General features: G+C 67.5%; 12 protein-coding genes and 1 tRNA gene. 3 read left to right on the plus strand and 10 right to left on the minus strand.

Annotated elements, in window-relative coordinates; translation table 11 throughout:
* Positions 1 to 31 precede the first annotated feature (31 nt).
* A complete protein-coding gene (locus ASE02_RS03355) occupies positions 32 to 529 on the minus strand; it encodes an Lrp/AsnC family transcriptional regulator (RefSeq protein ID WP_056731132.1) in 498 nt (165 codons plus the stop codon).
* A gap of 141 nt (positions 530 to 670) precedes the next feature.
* Between ASE02_RS03355 and ASE02_RS03360 the strand changes: the two genes are divergently transcribed.
* Positions 671 to 4,090, plus strand: a complete 3,420-nt coding sequence (locus tag ASE02_RS03360; protein ID WP_056731134.1) for an indolepyruvate ferredoxin oxidoreductase family protein — start codon at positions 671 to 673, stop codon at positions 4,088 to 4,090.
* An 18-nt stretch (positions 4,091 to 4,108) separates the two neighbouring features.
* On the opposite strand, the gene ASE02_RS03365 is transcribed toward ASE02_RS03360, so the two are convergent.
* On the minus strand, positions 4,109 to 5,293 hold the full coding sequence (locus tag ASE02_RS03365; RefSeq protein ID WP_235536589.1) for a serine hydrolase: 1,185 nt from the start codon (positions 5,291 to 5,293) through the stop codon (positions 4,109 to 4,111).
* Positions 5,294 to 5,379: 86 nt separating this feature from the next.
* Between ASE02_RS03365 and ASE02_RS03370 the strand changes: the two genes are divergently transcribed.
* The gene (locus ASE02_RS03370; protein WP_056731136.1) at positions 5,380 to 6,492 is read left to right on the plus strand and encodes an NAD(P)/FAD-dependent oxidoreductase; all 1,113 of its coding nucleotides are present in this window, start codon (positions 5,380 to 5,382) and stop codon (positions 6,490 to 6,492) included.
* 123 nt (positions 6,493 to 6,615) lie between these two features.
* On the opposite strand, the gene ASE02_RS03375 is transcribed toward ASE02_RS03370, so the two are convergent.
* From ASE02_RS03375 to ASE02_RS03390, 3 genes are all read right to left on the minus strand, one after another.
* Entirely contained in the window at positions 6,616 to 7,848 is a 1,233-nt protein-coding gene (locus ASE02_RS03375) for a PQQ-dependent sugar dehydrogenase (RefSeq protein WP_056731138.1), read from the minus strand.
* A 302-nt stretch (positions 7,849 to 8,150) separates the two neighbouring features.
* The gene (gene asnB / locus ASE02_RS03385; protein WP_056731142.1) at positions 8,151 to 9,836 is read right to left on the minus strand and encodes an asparagine synthase (glutamine-hydrolyzing); all 1,686 of its coding nucleotides are present in this window, start codon (positions 9,834 to 9,836) and stop codon (positions 8,151 to 8,153) included.
* Entirely contained in the window at positions 9,836 to 10,864 is a 1,029-nt protein-coding gene (locus ASE02_RS03390; protein ID WP_056731143.1) for a glycosyltransferase, read from the minus strand. Before ASE02_RS03390 ends, asnB begins: the two co-directional genes overlap by 1 nt.
* Before the next feature lie 96 nt (positions 10,865 to 10,960).
* On the opposite strand from ASE02_RS03390, the gene ASE02_RS03395 reads away from it, so the two are divergent.
* Positions 10,961 to 11,037: transfer RNA gene (locus ASE02_RS03395), tRNA-Met, on the plus strand.
* A 414-nt stretch (positions 11,038 to 11,451) separates the two neighbouring features.
* On the opposite strand, the gene ASE02_RS22620 is transcribed toward ASE02_RS03395, so the two are convergent.
* The 5 genes from ASE02_RS22620 to ASE02_RS03415 form a co-directional block, all read right to left on the minus strand.
* Positions 11,452 to 11,613 carry a hypothetical protein gene (locus tag ASE02_RS22620; protein ID WP_200957601.1) on the minus strand — a complete coding sequence of 54 codons (162 nt, stop codon included), beginning with the start codon at positions 11,611 to 11,613 and terminating at the stop codon, positions 11,452 to 11,454.
* Positions 11,614 to 12,013: 400 nt separating this feature from the next.
* Positions 12,014 to 12,448: a hypothetical protein gene (locus ASE02_RS03400; protein ID WP_056731146.1), complete on the minus strand. Its 435-nt coding sequence runs from the start codon at positions 12,446 to 12,448 to the stop codon at positions 12,014 to 12,016.
* Between the two features lie 5 nt (positions 12,449 to 12,453).
* Positions 12,454 to 13,755 (minus strand): CitMHS family transporter, encoded by a 1,302-nt coding sequence (locus tag ASE02_RS03405; RefSeq protein WP_056731148.1) that lies wholly within the window; start codon positions 13,753 to 13,755, stop codon positions 12,454 to 12,456.
* Positions 13,756 to 13,898: 143 nt separating this feature from the next.
* Positions 13,899 to 15,335 (minus strand): sensor histidine kinase, encoded by a 1,437-nt coding sequence (locus ASE02_RS03410; protein ID WP_200957602.1) that lies wholly within the window; start codon positions 15,333 to 15,335, stop codon positions 13,899 to 13,901.
* The gene (locus tag ASE02_RS03415; protein ID WP_056731152.1) at positions 15,332 to 15,997 is read right to left on the minus strand and encodes a response regulator transcription factor; all 666 of its coding nucleotides are present in this window, start codon (positions 15,995 to 15,997) and stop codon (positions 15,332 to 15,334) included. The genes ASE02_RS03410 and ASE02_RS03415 overlap by 4 nt, the downstream gene beginning before the upstream one ends.
* Positions 15,998 to 16,006 lie beyond the last annotated feature (9 nt).

Here is a 16,006-nt window from a genome sequence, read left to right on the forward strand (position 1 = left end):
CTCCCTGAAGGGCAGGGAGCAAATATGGAGGCTAGCCTTGCGCGCTCACATAGGGGCTGACAAGGCCGAGCGGCGCGGCGGTGGTGTGCTTCACCGAGCGGATCACGATGCGGCTCTCGATGTTGGAAACCAGGCCCAGCGACAGGATCTTTTCGCGCAGGAAATCGTCGAAGGCGTGCATGTCGCGGGTGACGACGCGCAGTTCGTAGTCGGCCGAGCCGGTCACGGTCGCGCACTGGACGACTTCGGGCAGCTTGGTGATCGCCGTTTCGAAGGCGTCGAGATTGTCCTTGGTCGGCAGGCTAAGCTTGACCGTGCAATAGACCTCGAAGCCGAGACCCAGCAGGTCGCGGTCCAGAATGGTCACCCGGCGTTGGATAATCCCGGAATCTTCGAGGCGCTTGATACGCCGCCAGCAGGGGCTGGAGGACAAACCGACCCGTTCAGCGATCTCGGCGACCGACAGTCCGGCGTCATGCTGGATAAGGTCCAGAATCTTGGCATCGACAGCGTCGAGGGCCTCGGACAATATTTCCTCCATCAAACGGCGCTTATGAGCGTCATTCTTGCCCCGAAATGCCCTTGGAGGGGCACGTCTTTGGCAAGCAATTCCATCGTGCTTATATGATCTTCTATAGCCATTAGGGAGCTAAAAAGGAAAGATATTGCTATGCGGCACGTGGATGTGACGCTCGACGACAAGTTCCTGCTCACGGAAGGTCGAGTCTTCATCACCGGGGTGCAGGCGCTGCTCCGGGTGATGATGGATCAGCACCGCCTTGATCAGGCGGCCGGCCTCAACACCGCTGGTTTTGTCTCGGGTTATCGTGGTTCCCCGCTCGGCGGCCTGGATCAACAGGCCCATCGCGCCGAGAAATTCCTTGAGCAGGCGCAGGTCGTCTTCAAGGAAGGCCTGAACGAAGACCTCGCGGCCACCGCCGTCTGGGGCAGCCAACAAGCCAACCTCTTCCCGGGCGCCAAGTTCGATGGCGTGACCGGCATGTGGTACGGCAAGGCCCCCGGCGTCGACCGAACGGGCGACGCCTTCAAGCACGCCAATTTTGCCGGGACCTGGGCCAAGGGCGGCGTCCTGGCCGTGGCCGGCGACGACCACAACTGCAAATCCTCCACCCTGCCGTCGCAGTCGGAATTCGCGTTCCAGGACTTCGAGATGCCGGTGCTGTCGCCGGCCGACGTGCAGGAGGTGCTGGACTACGGCCTGATGGGCATCGCCATGTCGCGGTTCTCCGGCCTCTGGGTCGGCCTGATCGCGCTGGCCGACACCATGGACAGCGGCGTGACCATCGATGTCTCCATCGACCGCCACCAGATCGTCGTCCCGACCAATTTCAATATTCCGGCCGGCGGCCTGGGCATCCGGCTCAAGGACCAGCCGCTCGACAAGGAACGGCGGCTCCGCAGCTTCAAGATCCCCGCCGCCCTGGCCTTCGCCCGCGCCAACAAGATCGACCGGGTGATGCTGGGCGCTGGCCGTCCGCGCCTCGGCATCGTCTGCCAGGGCCAGGCCTATAAGGACGTGATCGAAGCCCTGGCCGCCATGGGCATCTCGGCCAAGGAAGCCTCAGACCTCGGCGTCGCCATCTACAAGGTCGGCATGCCCTGGCCGCTGGAGCCGACCGGCCTGCGTTCGTTCGCCGCCGGCCTCGAGACCTTGATGGTCATCGAGCACAAGCGCCCGCTGATCGAGGTTCAGGCCCGCGCCGCCCTCTACGACTTGCCCGCTCACGCCCGGCCCAAGATTGTCGGCAAGACCGACGAGCAGGGCCATCCGCTGCTCTCGGAGCTGGGCTCGTTGTCGGTGGCCGAGGTGGCCTTGGCCATCGCCGACCGACTTCCCCCCGGTCCGCATATGGAGCGGGTCCATGACTATCTTTCCCGCGTCTCGGCCGCCTCCATGGCCGCCGTCACCCTGGCGGCCGAACAGCAGCGCAAGCCGTTCTTCTGCTCGGGCTGCCCGCACAACTCCTCGACCCGCCTGCCGGACGGCTCGCGCGCCCTGGCCGGGATCGGCTGCCACTACATGGCCAGCTTCTCCGATCCGCAGACCGACCTGAACAGCCACATGGGCGGTGAGGGGCTGAGCTGGGTGGGGGCCGCGCCCTTCACCACCGAACCGCATGTGTTCGTGAACCTGGGCGACGGCACCTACAACCACTCCGGTTCGCTGGCGATCCGGGCCTCGGTCGCGGCCGAGAGCCACGTCACCTACAAGCTGCTGTTCAACGACGCCGTCGCCATGACCGGCGGCCAGGCGGCCGAAAGCGGCTTCACGCCAGCCCAGATCACCCGCCAGCTCGCCTCCGAAGGCGTGGCCAAGACGGTGATCGTCGCCGACGACCCCAGCCGCTACGACGGCGTTCGTGATCTGGCGCCCGGCGTCGAAGTCAGGCCGCGTTCTGATCTGATCACCGTGCAGAAGGAACTGCGCGACACCCCCGGCACCACGGTCATGCTCTATGACCAGGTCTGCGCCACCGAGAAGCGCCGTCGCCGCAAGCGCGGCAAGATGGAGACCGCGACCAAGCGGGTGTTCATCAATCCGCTGGTCTGCGAGGGCTGCGGCGACTGCTCCAAGAAGTCGAACTGCGTCTCCATCGAGCCGCTGAACACTGAGTTCGGCCGCAAGCGGCGGATCAACCAGTCGAGCTGCAACACCGACTATTCCTGCCTCGACGGCTTCTGCCCGTCCTTCGTCACCATCGAAGGCGGCGAGAACGCCCACGCCAAGGCGATGCCGGCGTTGACCGCGGACTCCACCCCGCTGCCGACGTTTGAACCGCTGGTTGGCGTGCGCAACATCCTGTTCACCGGCATCGGCGGGACCGGCGTGACCACGGTCGCCTCGATCCTGGCCATGGCCGCCCATGTGGACGGCCGCGCCTCGTCGGTGGTGGACATGACGGGCCTGGCCCAAAAGGGCGGGGCGGTCTTCTCCCACGTCCGCATCGGCGAGACCGAGGACACCGTGGTCGGCGGCCGGGTGCCGGCGGCCTCGGCCCATGTGCTGATCGCCTGCGACATCCTCTCGGCGGCCGGCGCCGACGCCCTGGCGCTCTACGCCAAGGATCGCACCGTGGCGGTGGGCAACGAGGACTTCGCGCCCACGGCCGACTTCGTCACCGACCGCGACGTGCGCTTCGACGCCGGCTCGATGGCCCGCCGGATCAAGGCGGCCAGCAAGTCCTATGACGAATGCCCGGCGCACCACCTGGCCGAGATCAACTTCGGCGACGCGATCTACGCCAACATGATCATGGTCGGCTTCGCCTGGCAGAAGGGGCTGGTCCCGCTCTCCAGCCGCGCTGTCTATCGGGCCATCCGCCTGAACGGCGTCCAGGCCGAGGCCAATCTCCAGGCCTTCGAACTGGGTCGCAAGGTCGCGCACGATCCTTCGCAGCGTGGGCCGGCCGAGGCCGACGTGCCGACGCCCGAGACCATGCCGCTGGCCGAGCTGATCGCCCATCGCGGCCGCGAGCTCACCGCTTACCAGAACGCCGCCTACGCCCAGCGCTATCTGGATAAGGTGGCGAAGGCCGCCTCAGCCGAGGCGATTTTTGGCTCGGAAACCCTGACCCGCGCGGTGGCGACCAACCTCTACAAGCTGATGGCCTACAAGGACGAATACGAGGTCGCCCGCCTCTATACCGACGGCCGCTTCGCCGCCGAACGCAACGGGACCTTCAAGGGCGGCAAGACCAAGGTCTGGCTCGCCCCGCCGCTGCTTGCTCCCAAGGACGCCAACGGCAAGCCGAAGAAGATCGAGTTCGGCGGCTGGATGCTGGACGCCGCCTTCCCGATCATGGCCAGGATGAAGGGCCTGCGCGGCACCTCCCTCGACATCTTCGGCTACACCGAGGAGCGGAAGATGGAGCGTGGTCTGATCGCGCAGTACGAGGCGGGCCTCGACAAGGTGCTGGCCGGCCTGACCGCCGAGAACCTACCCTTGGCGACCAGGATCGCGGCGGTCCCGCAGGGGATCCGCGGCTTTGGCCACGTCAAGGACGCCTCGGTGAAGGTGGCCAAGGCCGACGAGGCCAAGCTCTGGAAGCAGTGGGAGACGGCGGCCTAGGGCCGCCGCAGACCATGCCTATTTGACCGCCGCCGTACGGATGGCGGCGGTCAGGCTGTCGCGCGCCGCGTTCAGTTCGGGCGTGTCGGCGGCCGGCCAGGCCGAATTGATGGCGATCACCAGCTTGTCTTGCGGGAAGGTGGTGATCGACTGGCCGAAGATGCCCAGCGCCTCATAGGACTTGGCCTTGGGGTTCACCCACCAGAAATAGCCATAGCCGCCAGCCTCGGGATGGGCCGGATCGACAGGGATGTGAGAGGCGGTGGCCTCCTTGGTCCAGCTCGCCGGGACCACCTGCTTGCCGCCCGCCTTGCCGCCGCCGAGGATGAACATGCCGATCCGGCCGTAGTCGCGCAGGGTCATCGACATGCAGCAGCCGCCGCGTTCGTGGCCGGCCACGTCCTCGACCCAGATGGCGTCCTGCTCCATGCCGAACGGCGCCCAGATCTTCTCCGACAGGTATTGCGCCAGCGGTTTGCGCACGGCGTTGGAGACCAGCACCCCGACCAGGTCGGTCTCGCCGGTCGAGTAGTTGAACTTGGTTCCCGGCGTCACGTCGCGCGGCAGTCGGCGCATGTAGCTGACCACCGGATTGACCCCCGGCTCGATCACCGACAGCCCGACCTTGGCGACGTCGGAATTGAGGTCGGTATAGTCCTCGTTCCACTTCACGCCGGAGGTCATGGTGATCAACTGGCCGACCGTCACGCCATCGTATCCGCCGCCCTTAAGCTCGGGGATATAGGTGGTCACCGGATCGTTCAGGCTCTTGATGTAGCCGTCCTGGATCGCCGCGCCGACCAGGGTCGAGGTCATCGACTTGGCCACCGAGAACGAGGTCCAGCGGTCGTTTGGCCCGCGCTCCAGGCCATAACGCTCCAGGATGACCTTGCCGTCCTTGATGACCAGCAGACCCGAGACCCGATAGGCGGCCATATAGGCCTCGACGCTCATCTCCTTGCCGCCGATGCTCACCTTCGGATCGATGGTCTTGCCAGCGGGCAGGGGGAAGACCTTGGCGCCGCGCGCCACGACCTTGTGCGCGGCCAGCTTCTCCATGGCCTTGTAGCCGTCCTTCTGCTGGTCCGGCGACCACATCAGGACCGAAGCGCCGATCGGTGGCGGGGTTTCCTGCGCCAAGGCTGCGGCCGGCAGCAGCGCCGCGGTCATGGCCGCCATCGCCAGTTTCATCTTCAGCATCATGGTCGCTTCCCGCCCTGGTTGTTGCAGTCAAGCTAGAGGGGCGTTGGCGGTTTGCATACCGACGGCGTTCGGCTACGCCAGGAGACATGGCGGATTTCGATTTCGACGCGGTGGTGGTGGGGGCCGGGGCTGTCGGCCTGGCCTGCGGGTATGCGCTGTCCAAGCGCGGGCTGGTCGTGGCGGTGCTGGAGGCTGGACCGATCATCGGAGAGGGCGTTTCGGCGCGGAACTCCGAGGTGATCCATGGCGGGCTCTACTATCCGACCGGTTCGCTGAAGGCGCGGCTCTGCGTGACAGGGCGGCGCGCGCTCTACGCGTTCCTCGACAGCCATAAGGTCGCCTACGACCGCTGCGGCAAGCTGGTGGTGGCGACCAACGCCGAGGAGGTCGGCCGCCTCGACGGGATTCTCGAGCAGGCCCAGACCAACGACGTTGAGGGTATGGCGCGGCTCTCCAAGGCTCAGGCCCTGGCCATGGAGCCGGAGCTCGCCTGTGAAGGCGCGCTGATCTCGCCGCAGAGCGGGGTGTTCGACAGCCACGGCTACATGCTGGCCCTGCAGGGCGAGATCGAGGCCGCCGGCGGCGCGGTGGTGACCGCAACGCCCTTTGAAGGCGCGACGCCGTTGGACGGCGGCGGCTTTTCAATTCGCGCCGGCGGCGCGGAGCCGACGACGCTGACCGCCCGCATCCTGGTGACGGCGCCGGGTCTGTCGGCCCAGGCAGTCGCCGCGGAAATCGAAGGCTTCCCGAAGGAGACCATCCCGCCAGTGCACTACGGCAAGGGTGTCTATTTCCGCCTCAGCGGCAAGGCGCCGTTCGCGCGGCTGATCTATCCGCCGCCGATCCCGGGCGCGTTGGGCACCCACTATCGCCGCGATCTCGGCGGGCAGGCGGTGTTCGGGCCCGACCTGCAGTTCGTGGACGAGATCGACTACAGCGTCGATCCGGCGCGGGCGGGCGAGTTCTACCGCTATATCCGCAAGTTCTGGCCGGGCCTGCCGGATGGCGCGCTGGCGCCTGACTACGCCGGCATCCGGCCCAAGCTGCATGGACCGGGCGAGCCGCAGCCGGATTTCCGGATCGACGGGCCGCAGGCGCATGGGATGGCGGGCCTCGTCACCCTGTTCGGGATCGAGAGCCCCGGCCTGACCTCCTCGCTGGCGATCGGCGAAGAGGTGGCGGGGCGGCTGGGGCTTTAGCTATCGCTCGTCATCCTCCGGTCAGCCGCAGGCTGATCCGGGGGACCCAAGCTGAGTTGCAGAACACGATAGGCCGTCCCCCGGACCGCCTTTCAGGCGACCGGAGGATGACGATGGTGGTGGTTACCCCTTCGGCGTGATCTTCAGCACGCGGCCCTTTTCGTTGTCCGTCGCCACGTAGAGCGCGCCATCGGGGCCGACGATGACGTCGCGGATGCGTTCGTTCTGGTCGGTCAGCAGGCGCTCCTCGCCGACCACCTTGCCGTTCTTCAGCACCAGTCGAGCCAGGTGCTTCTGGGCCAGCGAGCCCACGAAGACGCTGTCCTTCCAGGCTGGGAACAGGCTTGCGCCATAGAAGGCCATGCCCGAGGGGCCAATCACCGGGTCCCAGTAATAGACCGGCTGTTCCAGGCCCGCCTTGGCGGTGATCCCCTCGCCGATCGGCTTGCCGGAATACTCGATGCCGTAGGTGATGGTCGGCCAGCCGTAGTTCTTGCCCTTTTGCGGCTGGTTCAGCTCATCGCCGCCCCGCGCGCCGTGTTCGACCTCCCACAGCTTGCCGGTCTTGGGATCGATGGCGGCGGCCTGGATGTTGCGGTGGCCGTAGGACCAGATCTCAGGCTTCACGCCGGCCTTGCCGACGAAGGGGTTGTCCTTGGGGACCGAGCCGTCGGTGTTGATGCGGACCACCTTGCCCAACGTGCCGTCCAGTTGCTGGGCCTGGACGCGGCCGGGCAGGATCGAGCGCTCGCCGGTGGTGATGAACAGCGTGCCGTCCCGGGCGAACACCAGCCGCCCGCCATAGTGCAGGGTGGAGGCGAGCGACGGCGCCTGGTGGAAGATCACCTGGACGTTCTCGACCTTGCCGTCCGTCAGCTTCCCGCGAGCCGTGGCGGTGTTGTTGGTCCCGTCGGCCTGGGGCTCGGAATAGCTCCAGTAGATCAGGCCGGTCTGCGCGAATTTCGGATCGACCGCGAGGCCCAGCAGCCCGCCCTGGCCGCGGCCGTCCACGGCCGGCAGGCCGGCGACCGGCTCCGACAGCTTGCCGTCGGTTCCGAGGATGCGGAGCTGGCCGGTCGGCCGCTCGGTGATCAACAGGCGCCCGTCAGGCAGGAAGGCCAGGCCCCAGGGCTTGTTCAGCCCCTCGGCGATCGTCTGGACCTGATAGGCGACGTTGGAGGCCGCGGCCGGCGCGCGGGTCTGGCCGGCTACCGCGGGCTTCTGGTCCGGGGCGTTGGCGGCCTTGGTCTCGACAGGCGAGCGCGACGATGCGGCCGGGGTCTCGGCTTGACCTTCGGCGCCCCCGCAGGCTGCGACCAGGGCTGCTAGGGCGGTGGTGAGCAAGAGGCGGCGCATCGGTGTCTCCGGTGGTGAAGCTTCAGGTGCAGGTAGGGCCGAACGGTCTCGATAACCAGTGTTCGAGGTTTGTCGCGACCGCAAGGCGGCGTCAGGTTTTCGGCGTGATCCTCAAGACCCGCCCCTTGGGGCTGTCGGTGGCCACATAGAGCGCGCCGTCCGGCCCGACGATCAGGTCGCCGATGCGCTCGTTCAGCTCGGCGCGGATCTGACCGACGAAGGCCTGCTTGTAGGCGCGGCGAGGGTGGCGGCCGCGATGAGCAAGAGGCGTCGCATGTGAAGGTCTCCGGGGTCGAGCGGGTTCAGCCGGCCACGGCGACGATCGCCTCGTTCGGAGAGGCGCCTTCGAGGTGGATGAGCGACCACACGGCGAAGAAGAGCAACGGCCAGCGAACGCTATTCTGCGCTGTGAAGGCCGCTGCTGCGGAATCGGGGTCAAGAACCCGGCGGACGGCGGCGACCTGGCCGATCCGGCGGCCGATTTCGGCGGCGCGGGGCGCGATCCAGGCGTCGACCGGGACCGTGAAGCCCTGCTTGCGCGCCCAGGGCTCGGCGGCGGGGCAGGCGCGCTCCAGCCATTTGCGCAGCAGCCACTTCCCATAGCGTCCGCGCACCTTGAAGCGGTCGGGCAGGGGGAAGGCGAAGTCGGCGACCTGGGCGTCGAGGAACGGGGTGCGGCCTTCCAGCCCGTGCGCCATCAGGCAGCGGTCGAGCTTGGTCAGCAGATCGTTCGGCAGCCAGGTGGCGATGTCGGCCCATTGGGCCTGCTGCAGCCGGGTCAGGCCGGCCGGCGCCTTGGCCTGCTGGCGCCAGCGCTCGACGACGGCCGCGTCGGGCGTGCGCGGTTCGGCCGCCCGACCGCCCAGCCAGGCGGGGCGCAGAGCCCGGCGATAGCGGCCATAGCCGCCGAACAGCTCGTCTCCGCCCTCGCCGGTCAGCACGACGGTCAGGGTTCCCTTGGCGGCCTCGGCCAGCTTGTAGGTCGGCAGGGTCGCGTAGTCGGCGGTCGGGTCGTCCATCGCCCAGGCGACCTGCGGCAGGATCCGCCAGAAGTCTTCCTCGTCGAAGCGGGTCTCGCGCCAGTCGAGGTTCAGCGCCGTGGCCACCCGCTCGGCCTGGCCGCGTTCGTCACGCGCGCCGGGCGCGTCGAACCCGCAGGTGAAGGCCGTGACCGGCCGCGCGTTCAGCCGCGACATCAGGGTGGCGATGGTCGCCGAGTCGATTCCGCCCGACAGGAACAGGCCATAGGGCACGTCGGAGCGTTGGTGGACCTTGACGCTGTCCTCCAGCACCGCGTCCAGCCGCGAGAGCAGGGCCGCTTCGTCGCCGCCGCGCGCGGTCCTGGCCGGAACCGCCGGCCTGACGCCGTGCGGGATCAGCTTACCGTCCACCACCTCGACGATTTCGCCAGGCTCCAGGCGGCGCAGGCCCGCAAAGATCGTCTCGTCGGTCAGGGTGTAGTTGAAGGCCAGCAGTTCGCGGGCGCGGTCCTCCGACAGCTCCGGCGCGAGCAAGCCGGCGGCCAGGAAGGCGCGGGGCTCGGACGCGAAGGCTACCGTGCCCTCATGTTCCAGCACATAGAGCGGCTTGATGCCGAACGGGTCGCGCGCCAGCCAGGTCCGCCCGTCCGCGCCGATCAGGCAGAAGGCGTACATGCCGCGCAGGCGCTGGAAGGCGGCTGGTCCCTCCTGGGCGTAGATGTGCAGCAGCGGTTCGAAGTCCGAGCCGGTGGCCAGCTGGCCCTTCAGGCCGAACTCCTCGGCCAGTTCGAGATAGTTGTAGATCTCACCATTGCCGATGACCGTGCAGCCGGCGCCGTGCAGGGGCTGCCAGCCGCCCTCCAGGTCGATGATCGACAGCCGCGCGTGGGCCAGCGAGCGGCCGGGCGCGTCCTCGACGAAGACCCCGTTCGGCCCGCGATGGGTCAGGGCCTCGATCATGGGCCGGGCCGAGCCGCCCGGGCCGATCAGGCCGGCTATGCCGCACATCAGTGCGCTCCGAAGTCGGCGAACAGCTCGCGCCACTGGGCGACCACGGCGGTGGGGGAGAACTCGGCCTCCACCCGCTGGGCGCCCTGTTGCACCAGGCGGGCGCGCAATATCGGGTCGGCGATCAGCCGATTGACCCCTTCGGCCAGGGCCTGCGCGTCGTCGATCGGGACCAGCAGGCCGTCCTCGTTGTCGCGAATCAGGGCCGACGGTCCCTGGCTGGCGGCGGCGATAACCGGCAGTCCGTGGGCCCAGGATTGGATGACCACATTGCCCAGCGGCTCGTATCGCGATGGAAAAACGCAGATGTCGGCGGCCCGGTAGAGCGCCGAGGGGTCGGTTCGCCAGCCCAAGAATCGCACGCGCTCGCTCACGCCCAGCACATGAGCCATGGCGCGCAGCTTGGCCTCCAGCCCGCCGACCCCGGCGATCCACAGGTGGGCGTCGGGGATCTTGGCGAGCGCGGTCAGCGAAACGTCATGGGCTTTCGAATCATGCAGGCGGCCCATGGCCAGCAGCAGCGGCACGCCTTCCGGCGTGTTCAGGCTGGCCCGGTCCGTCGGCGCGGCGTCGACGGGCGCGGCGGCGAAATTGGGGATGTGGCGCACCTTGCCGGCCGGCCAGCCCTGGCTCACTACCCAGTCGGCGATGTCCTCGGTGTTGGCGACCAGATGGTCGAAACCCTTGTAGTATTTGAGGTTGTAGTAGCCGCCGAGCCGTCCGACCCGCGCCCAGGGGCCGCTTGGCGTGTGGCGCGCGGCCCGGTTCATCCAGGCCAGGGCCAGCTTCACGTCATGCTTCTGGGCGAGCCCTTTCAGCTTTGGCTTGGTGAGAATGTCGAGCGGCCCGCCGAATCGGAAGACCCCCGACGGCACGCCGATGCGGGCCAGGGCGGCCTCGCGATTGGCGTTCGTGCGGATCGCGGCGACCTGCCTGACCCCGTCGTCGGCAAGGGCCGCGACCAGATCGAGGAAGTAGGTTTCCGCTCCGCCTTCGCCGGCAGTTCCGAGGAGATGGAGGACGCTCATGCGAGGCAGAACCTAGCCGGGCTTTGCGCCGCACCCAAGCCGCTTGAAGATCAGAAAAAGCCCCCCTATAAACCGCGCCTCGCCGAAAGGTCCGGCGGCTGGGTAGCTCAGATGGTTAGAGCGGTGGATTCATAACCCACAGGTCGGCGGTTCGATCCCGCCCCCAGCCACCAATGTTTTCAATGACTTAGTGATTCTTCCCAACGCCTGTTTGGCGAATGGGGCACACATGGGGCACAAGAGGTAGGGCATATTCTCGTTGTCATGCCCCCGTGGTGAGCACGATTGAGGCGAGATTTGCCCCAAAGCGGACTGAAAATATTCGGTCAGAATGGGCGCGCAGACCGGAAATTCGAGGTCCTGCCGTCCGAATCATCGCCAGAGCTCACCGCATCAGAGCGCGTGCGTGACTAGAGTGGCGCCTATCAGCGAGGCGGATGCTGAAACGATCTGAATAGGCGTGCTCAACGCCGGTGCGGTTTGAGGCGCCAGTTTATCGGCGGTTACCGTCCTTGTGGCCGCGCAAAAAGCGATGGCCCTCCGGGGCTCGTCGGCGCTCAAATAGGCCTTTCGACCTTGGCGGCGATCTAGAACACGCCGGCGCGTTGGCCGATGAACGCGATCGCGATGACGATGAGGACGACCTGAATGATCCAATTCAGTGGCGACGGGATCGGCATCTTCTGCACGGCGAACAAGGCAAGCGCCAAGAGCACGACGACGACGAGGATGAGGATCAGAATGGACATAAGAGCCAAACCTCCACCGTAGGGGAAGGTTCCATCCCGCTAGGCTATGGCGTGTCACATCGACACTAGGATTTGGCTCGTCCGGCTCAACTGCAGCTATGATCGCCGGGAGGGCAGCGACGGACGAGAAGAATATTGGAGAGCCGCCCAGCTCAGCGCGCCGCCTTGGGTCTCTGGATTTCGAACCTGGATGGGAGCCCGTTCCGCGTCAGAAATCGAACGCGATCTGATTGCTGCTTGGCCGCGGCCGTGGCCGACGGCGCGTCGGTTGGGCCGCGCGGCATGTCGTTGACCTGAAGCGTTTGGTGGCGGCCCGCACTGACCCGCATCTTCAAGACCCATCGGGGAAGGACCCAGGGGGCTGAACGAACGACCAGCGTCCCTCCGGCGGATGCAGACGCTATAGGCCGGCGGCGGTGTCGCAAACGAGTTGGATCGGCGCGCTGACCTCGATGACGGGCGTCTCCCAGGGATGGGCCAAGACCAGCGCGTCGATCACCTTGGCGAACTCAGGGTCGGAAACGGCGGCGTCGACATAGGTCGAGATGATGGCCGTGGGCGACAGCGTGCGCTCGCCAGGCTGGCCCGATGTCGGGTTGGCGCGCTCAGTCGAGGTGAACCCCTCCAAGCCGAAGGAGACCTCGAAGACGCCCCTATACAGGTCGAAATCGCCCAACTGATCGGACGCGCGAATGACCGCCAGGATCGCGGCCGCGGCGTCGTCGCGCTCGATGGCTTCCAGGTCGCCTCCCGCCAGCCGCTTCAGGGTTTCGGCCGAGATCGGGCAGTGGATCGTGACTTTTCTTGCGCTGCGAAGGGCGATGGCTCCGGTCATTCGGCTCAACGTACGAAGGGGAAGGTCAGGGTCAGGATGGCCACGACGCTCATCACCACGCCGAGGACGATCGCCCATTTGAAGGTGAACTTCTGATGGTCGGCCAGTTCGACCTCGGCCAGGGTCACCAGCAGGTAGGTGGACGGCACCAGCGGGCTGAGCAGGTGGAACGGCTGGCCCATCAACGAGGCGCGGGCGATCTCCACCGGCGTGATCCCGTAGTGCCCGGCGGCCTCGGCCAGGATCGGCAGGACGCCGAAGTAGAAGGCGTCGTTGGAGATGAAGAAGGTGAAGGGCAGGCTGAGCGCGGCGGTGATCGGCGCCATGTAGGGGCCCATGGCCGGCGGGATGATCGCCACCACGCTGCGGGACATGGCGTCGACCATGCCGGTGCCGCCCAGGATGCCGGTGAAGATGCCGGCCGCGAAGATCAGCGAGACCACGGCCAGGACGTTGCCGGCGTGGGCGGCGATCCGCGTCTTCTGATCGGCGATGTTCGGGTAGTTCACGATCATGGCGATGGCGAAGGCCAGCATCATCAGGATCGGCAGCGGCAGGATCCCGACCACCAGCAGCACCAGCAGCGCGGCGGTGAGCGCGGCGTTGAACCAGATGAGGTGTTCGCGGCGCGCCTCAACGTTCTGGGAGACGCAGACCTCGATGAACTCCTCGACCGAGGTGTCGACGACGATGTCGCCGATCCGGGCCCGCTCGCTGCGGCCGAACATGTAGGCCAGGCCGACCAGGAACAGCAGCCCGCCGATCATGGCCGGGATCAGCGGCACGAAGACGTCGGAGGGATCGACGCCCAGCGCACTGGCGGCGCGGGCGGTCGGGCCGCCCCACGGGGTGATGTTCATGACACCGCTGGTCAGCATCAGCAGGCAGACCAGTTTCAGGCGGCTCATGCCCATGCACTTGTAGAGCGGCAGCAGGGCCGCGGTGGTGATGACGTAGGTGGTCGATCCGTCGCCATCCAGCGAGACCAGGGCGGCCAGCAGAACGGTCCCGATCGAGATGCGGACTGGATCGGCGTGCACCAGGCGCACCAGGCGCCGGACGATCGGATCGAACAGCCCGCTGTCGTTCATGATCCCGAAGAACAGGATGGCGAACATCAGCATGACGCCGGTCGGAGCCAGCTTGCCGATCCCTTCCAGCATCATCGGACCCAGGCCCGACACCTCGCCGGCGAACAGGCCGAAGATCACCGGGATGACGATCAGCGCGACCAGCGGCGTCATCCGCTTGGTCATGATCAGGACCATGAAGCTGGCCACCATCGCAAAGCCGAGGAACGTGATCATGCAGCGGTCAATCCGACGGTCGAATGGGAGCAGTCGCCTCGGCGTTCAATCGGTGGGGCGATCGGCGCGGGCGCCCGCGCCTGGGCGGGCTTGAGCAGAACCATAGGGCCGCAACCTTTCACGGAACTGTCGCGGCTGGGCGCTCATGAGGCGGCGAGGACGCCCGACTCCGGGACGCCCTGGAGCGTCACCGTCACCAGCAGACCGGAGGCGAAGTTCCGGGAGTCCTCCATGGCGACGCGAGCCTCCAATCGTCGCGCCAGGGTCTGGACGATCGCCAGGCCCAGCCCCGTCCCGGGCTGGGCCCCGTCGCGGGTCAGCCGGGCGAAACGCTCGAAGACCTCCGCCCGCTGGTCGTCTGGAACGCCGGGGCCGTCGTCCTCGACCTCCAGGATCGGCCTGCCGTCGGCATGGCGCACGCGGACCACGACCCGGCCGCCGGGGCGATTGTAGCCGACCGCGTTGTCGACCAGGTTGGCGAGGACTTCGCCCAGCAGGAACGGCTCGGCCAGCGCCAGGATCTGGCCGTGGGCCTCGTCCTCGAAGCTGATGTCGACATCCGCGGCCACCGCCTGGGGAGCTCGTTCGCCGGTGATCTCGGCCGCCAGACGGGCCAGATCGACGGGCGTGCAGATCAGACCTTGGCCCTGTTCCTCCGCCCGCGCCAATAAGAGCAACTGGGCGAGCAGGCGTTCGAGACGGCTGGCGGCGGCGTCCACCTCGTCCAGCGCCGCACGGGCCTCGGCCGGCGTGGGCGATCCATGGCGCGCCAGGGCCAGGTGGGTGCGCAGGGCGGCCAAGGGCGTGCGCATCTGGTGCGAGGCGTCGGAGGTGAAGCGCCGCATGCCGGCGGTGGAGTTCTCCAGCTGGTGGAGCAGGGCGTTGAAGGCCCCGACGAACGGCCTGATCTCGCGCGGGGTTCGTTCGATGGACAAGGGCGACAGGTCGACCGGCCCCGACAGCCAGCGTCCCTCGACCTCGCGCCGCAACTGGTCGAGCGGCCGGAGCCCCCAGGCCACGGCGGGCGGCACCAGGAAGGCCGCCCCCACCACCAGCAGGCCGACCAGGGCGGCGAGTACGGCGGCCAGCCGAAGTTGCAGCTTGTTGCGGGCCTTCATGGTCTCGGCGACCTGGACCACGACCGGCTCGGCCACCCGGGGAATACGCTTGGCGACCGCGGCGACGCGTACGGTCATGCCGCGGAACTTGGCGTTCCGGACCTGGGGTTCGCCGAGCACCAGGGCGGAGGTCTCGGGGACGGGAAGGTCGCGGTAGCCGCTCAGCAGGACGTCGCCGTGGCGGACGCTGTAATAGACGTTGTCGCGCTCGGAATCCTCGAGCATCCCGAACGCCGCCGGCGGGAGGTCCAGGGTGATTTCGCCATCCTCGATCGCCAGGGTTTCGGCGATGGCGGTCAGGGAGCCGAGCAGCACGCGGTCGCTGGTTTTCTGGGTCAGGCTGTGGATCAGCACGCCGCTGCCGACGGCCAGCAGCACGGCCAGCAGGACCAGCGGGCCGACGATGACGGTCAGGAGACGTGCAAGCAGCGAAGGGGCTTCGCCGGCGACGTCCTGCGTCACGAACAGTCGATCATATAGCCGACTCCGCGGATCGTGCGGATCAGCGGACCGGTGGCTTCCAGCTTCTTGCGCAGGCGGCCGACATAGACCTCCAGCGCGTTCGGGCCGACCGGATCGTCATAGCCGAACACCTCGTTCTCGAGCCGCTCGCGGGTGACCACCTTGCCGGCGCGGGTGGCCAGGCCTTCCAGCACGGCCCATTCGCGGCGACGCAGATCGAGCGCTCGCCCGTCGAGGTGGGCGACGCCGGCCGAGCGATCCACGCTGAGCGCGCCGAGCGTCAAAGTAGGGGCCGGATCGCCTGATCCGCGCCGCATCAAGGCCCGGACCCGCGCCGACAGTTCGATGGGGTCAAAGGGTTTCAACACGTAGTCGTCGGCGCCGAGGTCCAGGCCGGTCACGCGGTCCTGCACGGTGTCGCGGGCGGTCAGCATCAGGATTGGGGTCTTGGAGCCGCGGGCGCGAATCTTCTTCAGCACCTCGAAGCCGCTCAGGCCCGGCAGGGTCACATCGAGGACGATGGTGTTGTAGGGCTCGCTCGCCTCGATATCGAGCGCGGCCTCGCCCTCGACGACATGGTCGACGGCGTAGCCGTCCTTCTTGAACGTCGCGATCACCCCACGGGCGAGGGCCGCATCGTCCTCGACCACCAGAATACGCAACGTTCCCTC

This window comes from Phenylobacterium sp. Root700 (genome assembly GCF_001429025.1).
Taxonomy (GTDB): Bacteria; Pseudomonadota; Alphaproteobacteria; order Caulobacterales; family Caulobacteraceae; genus Phenylobacterium.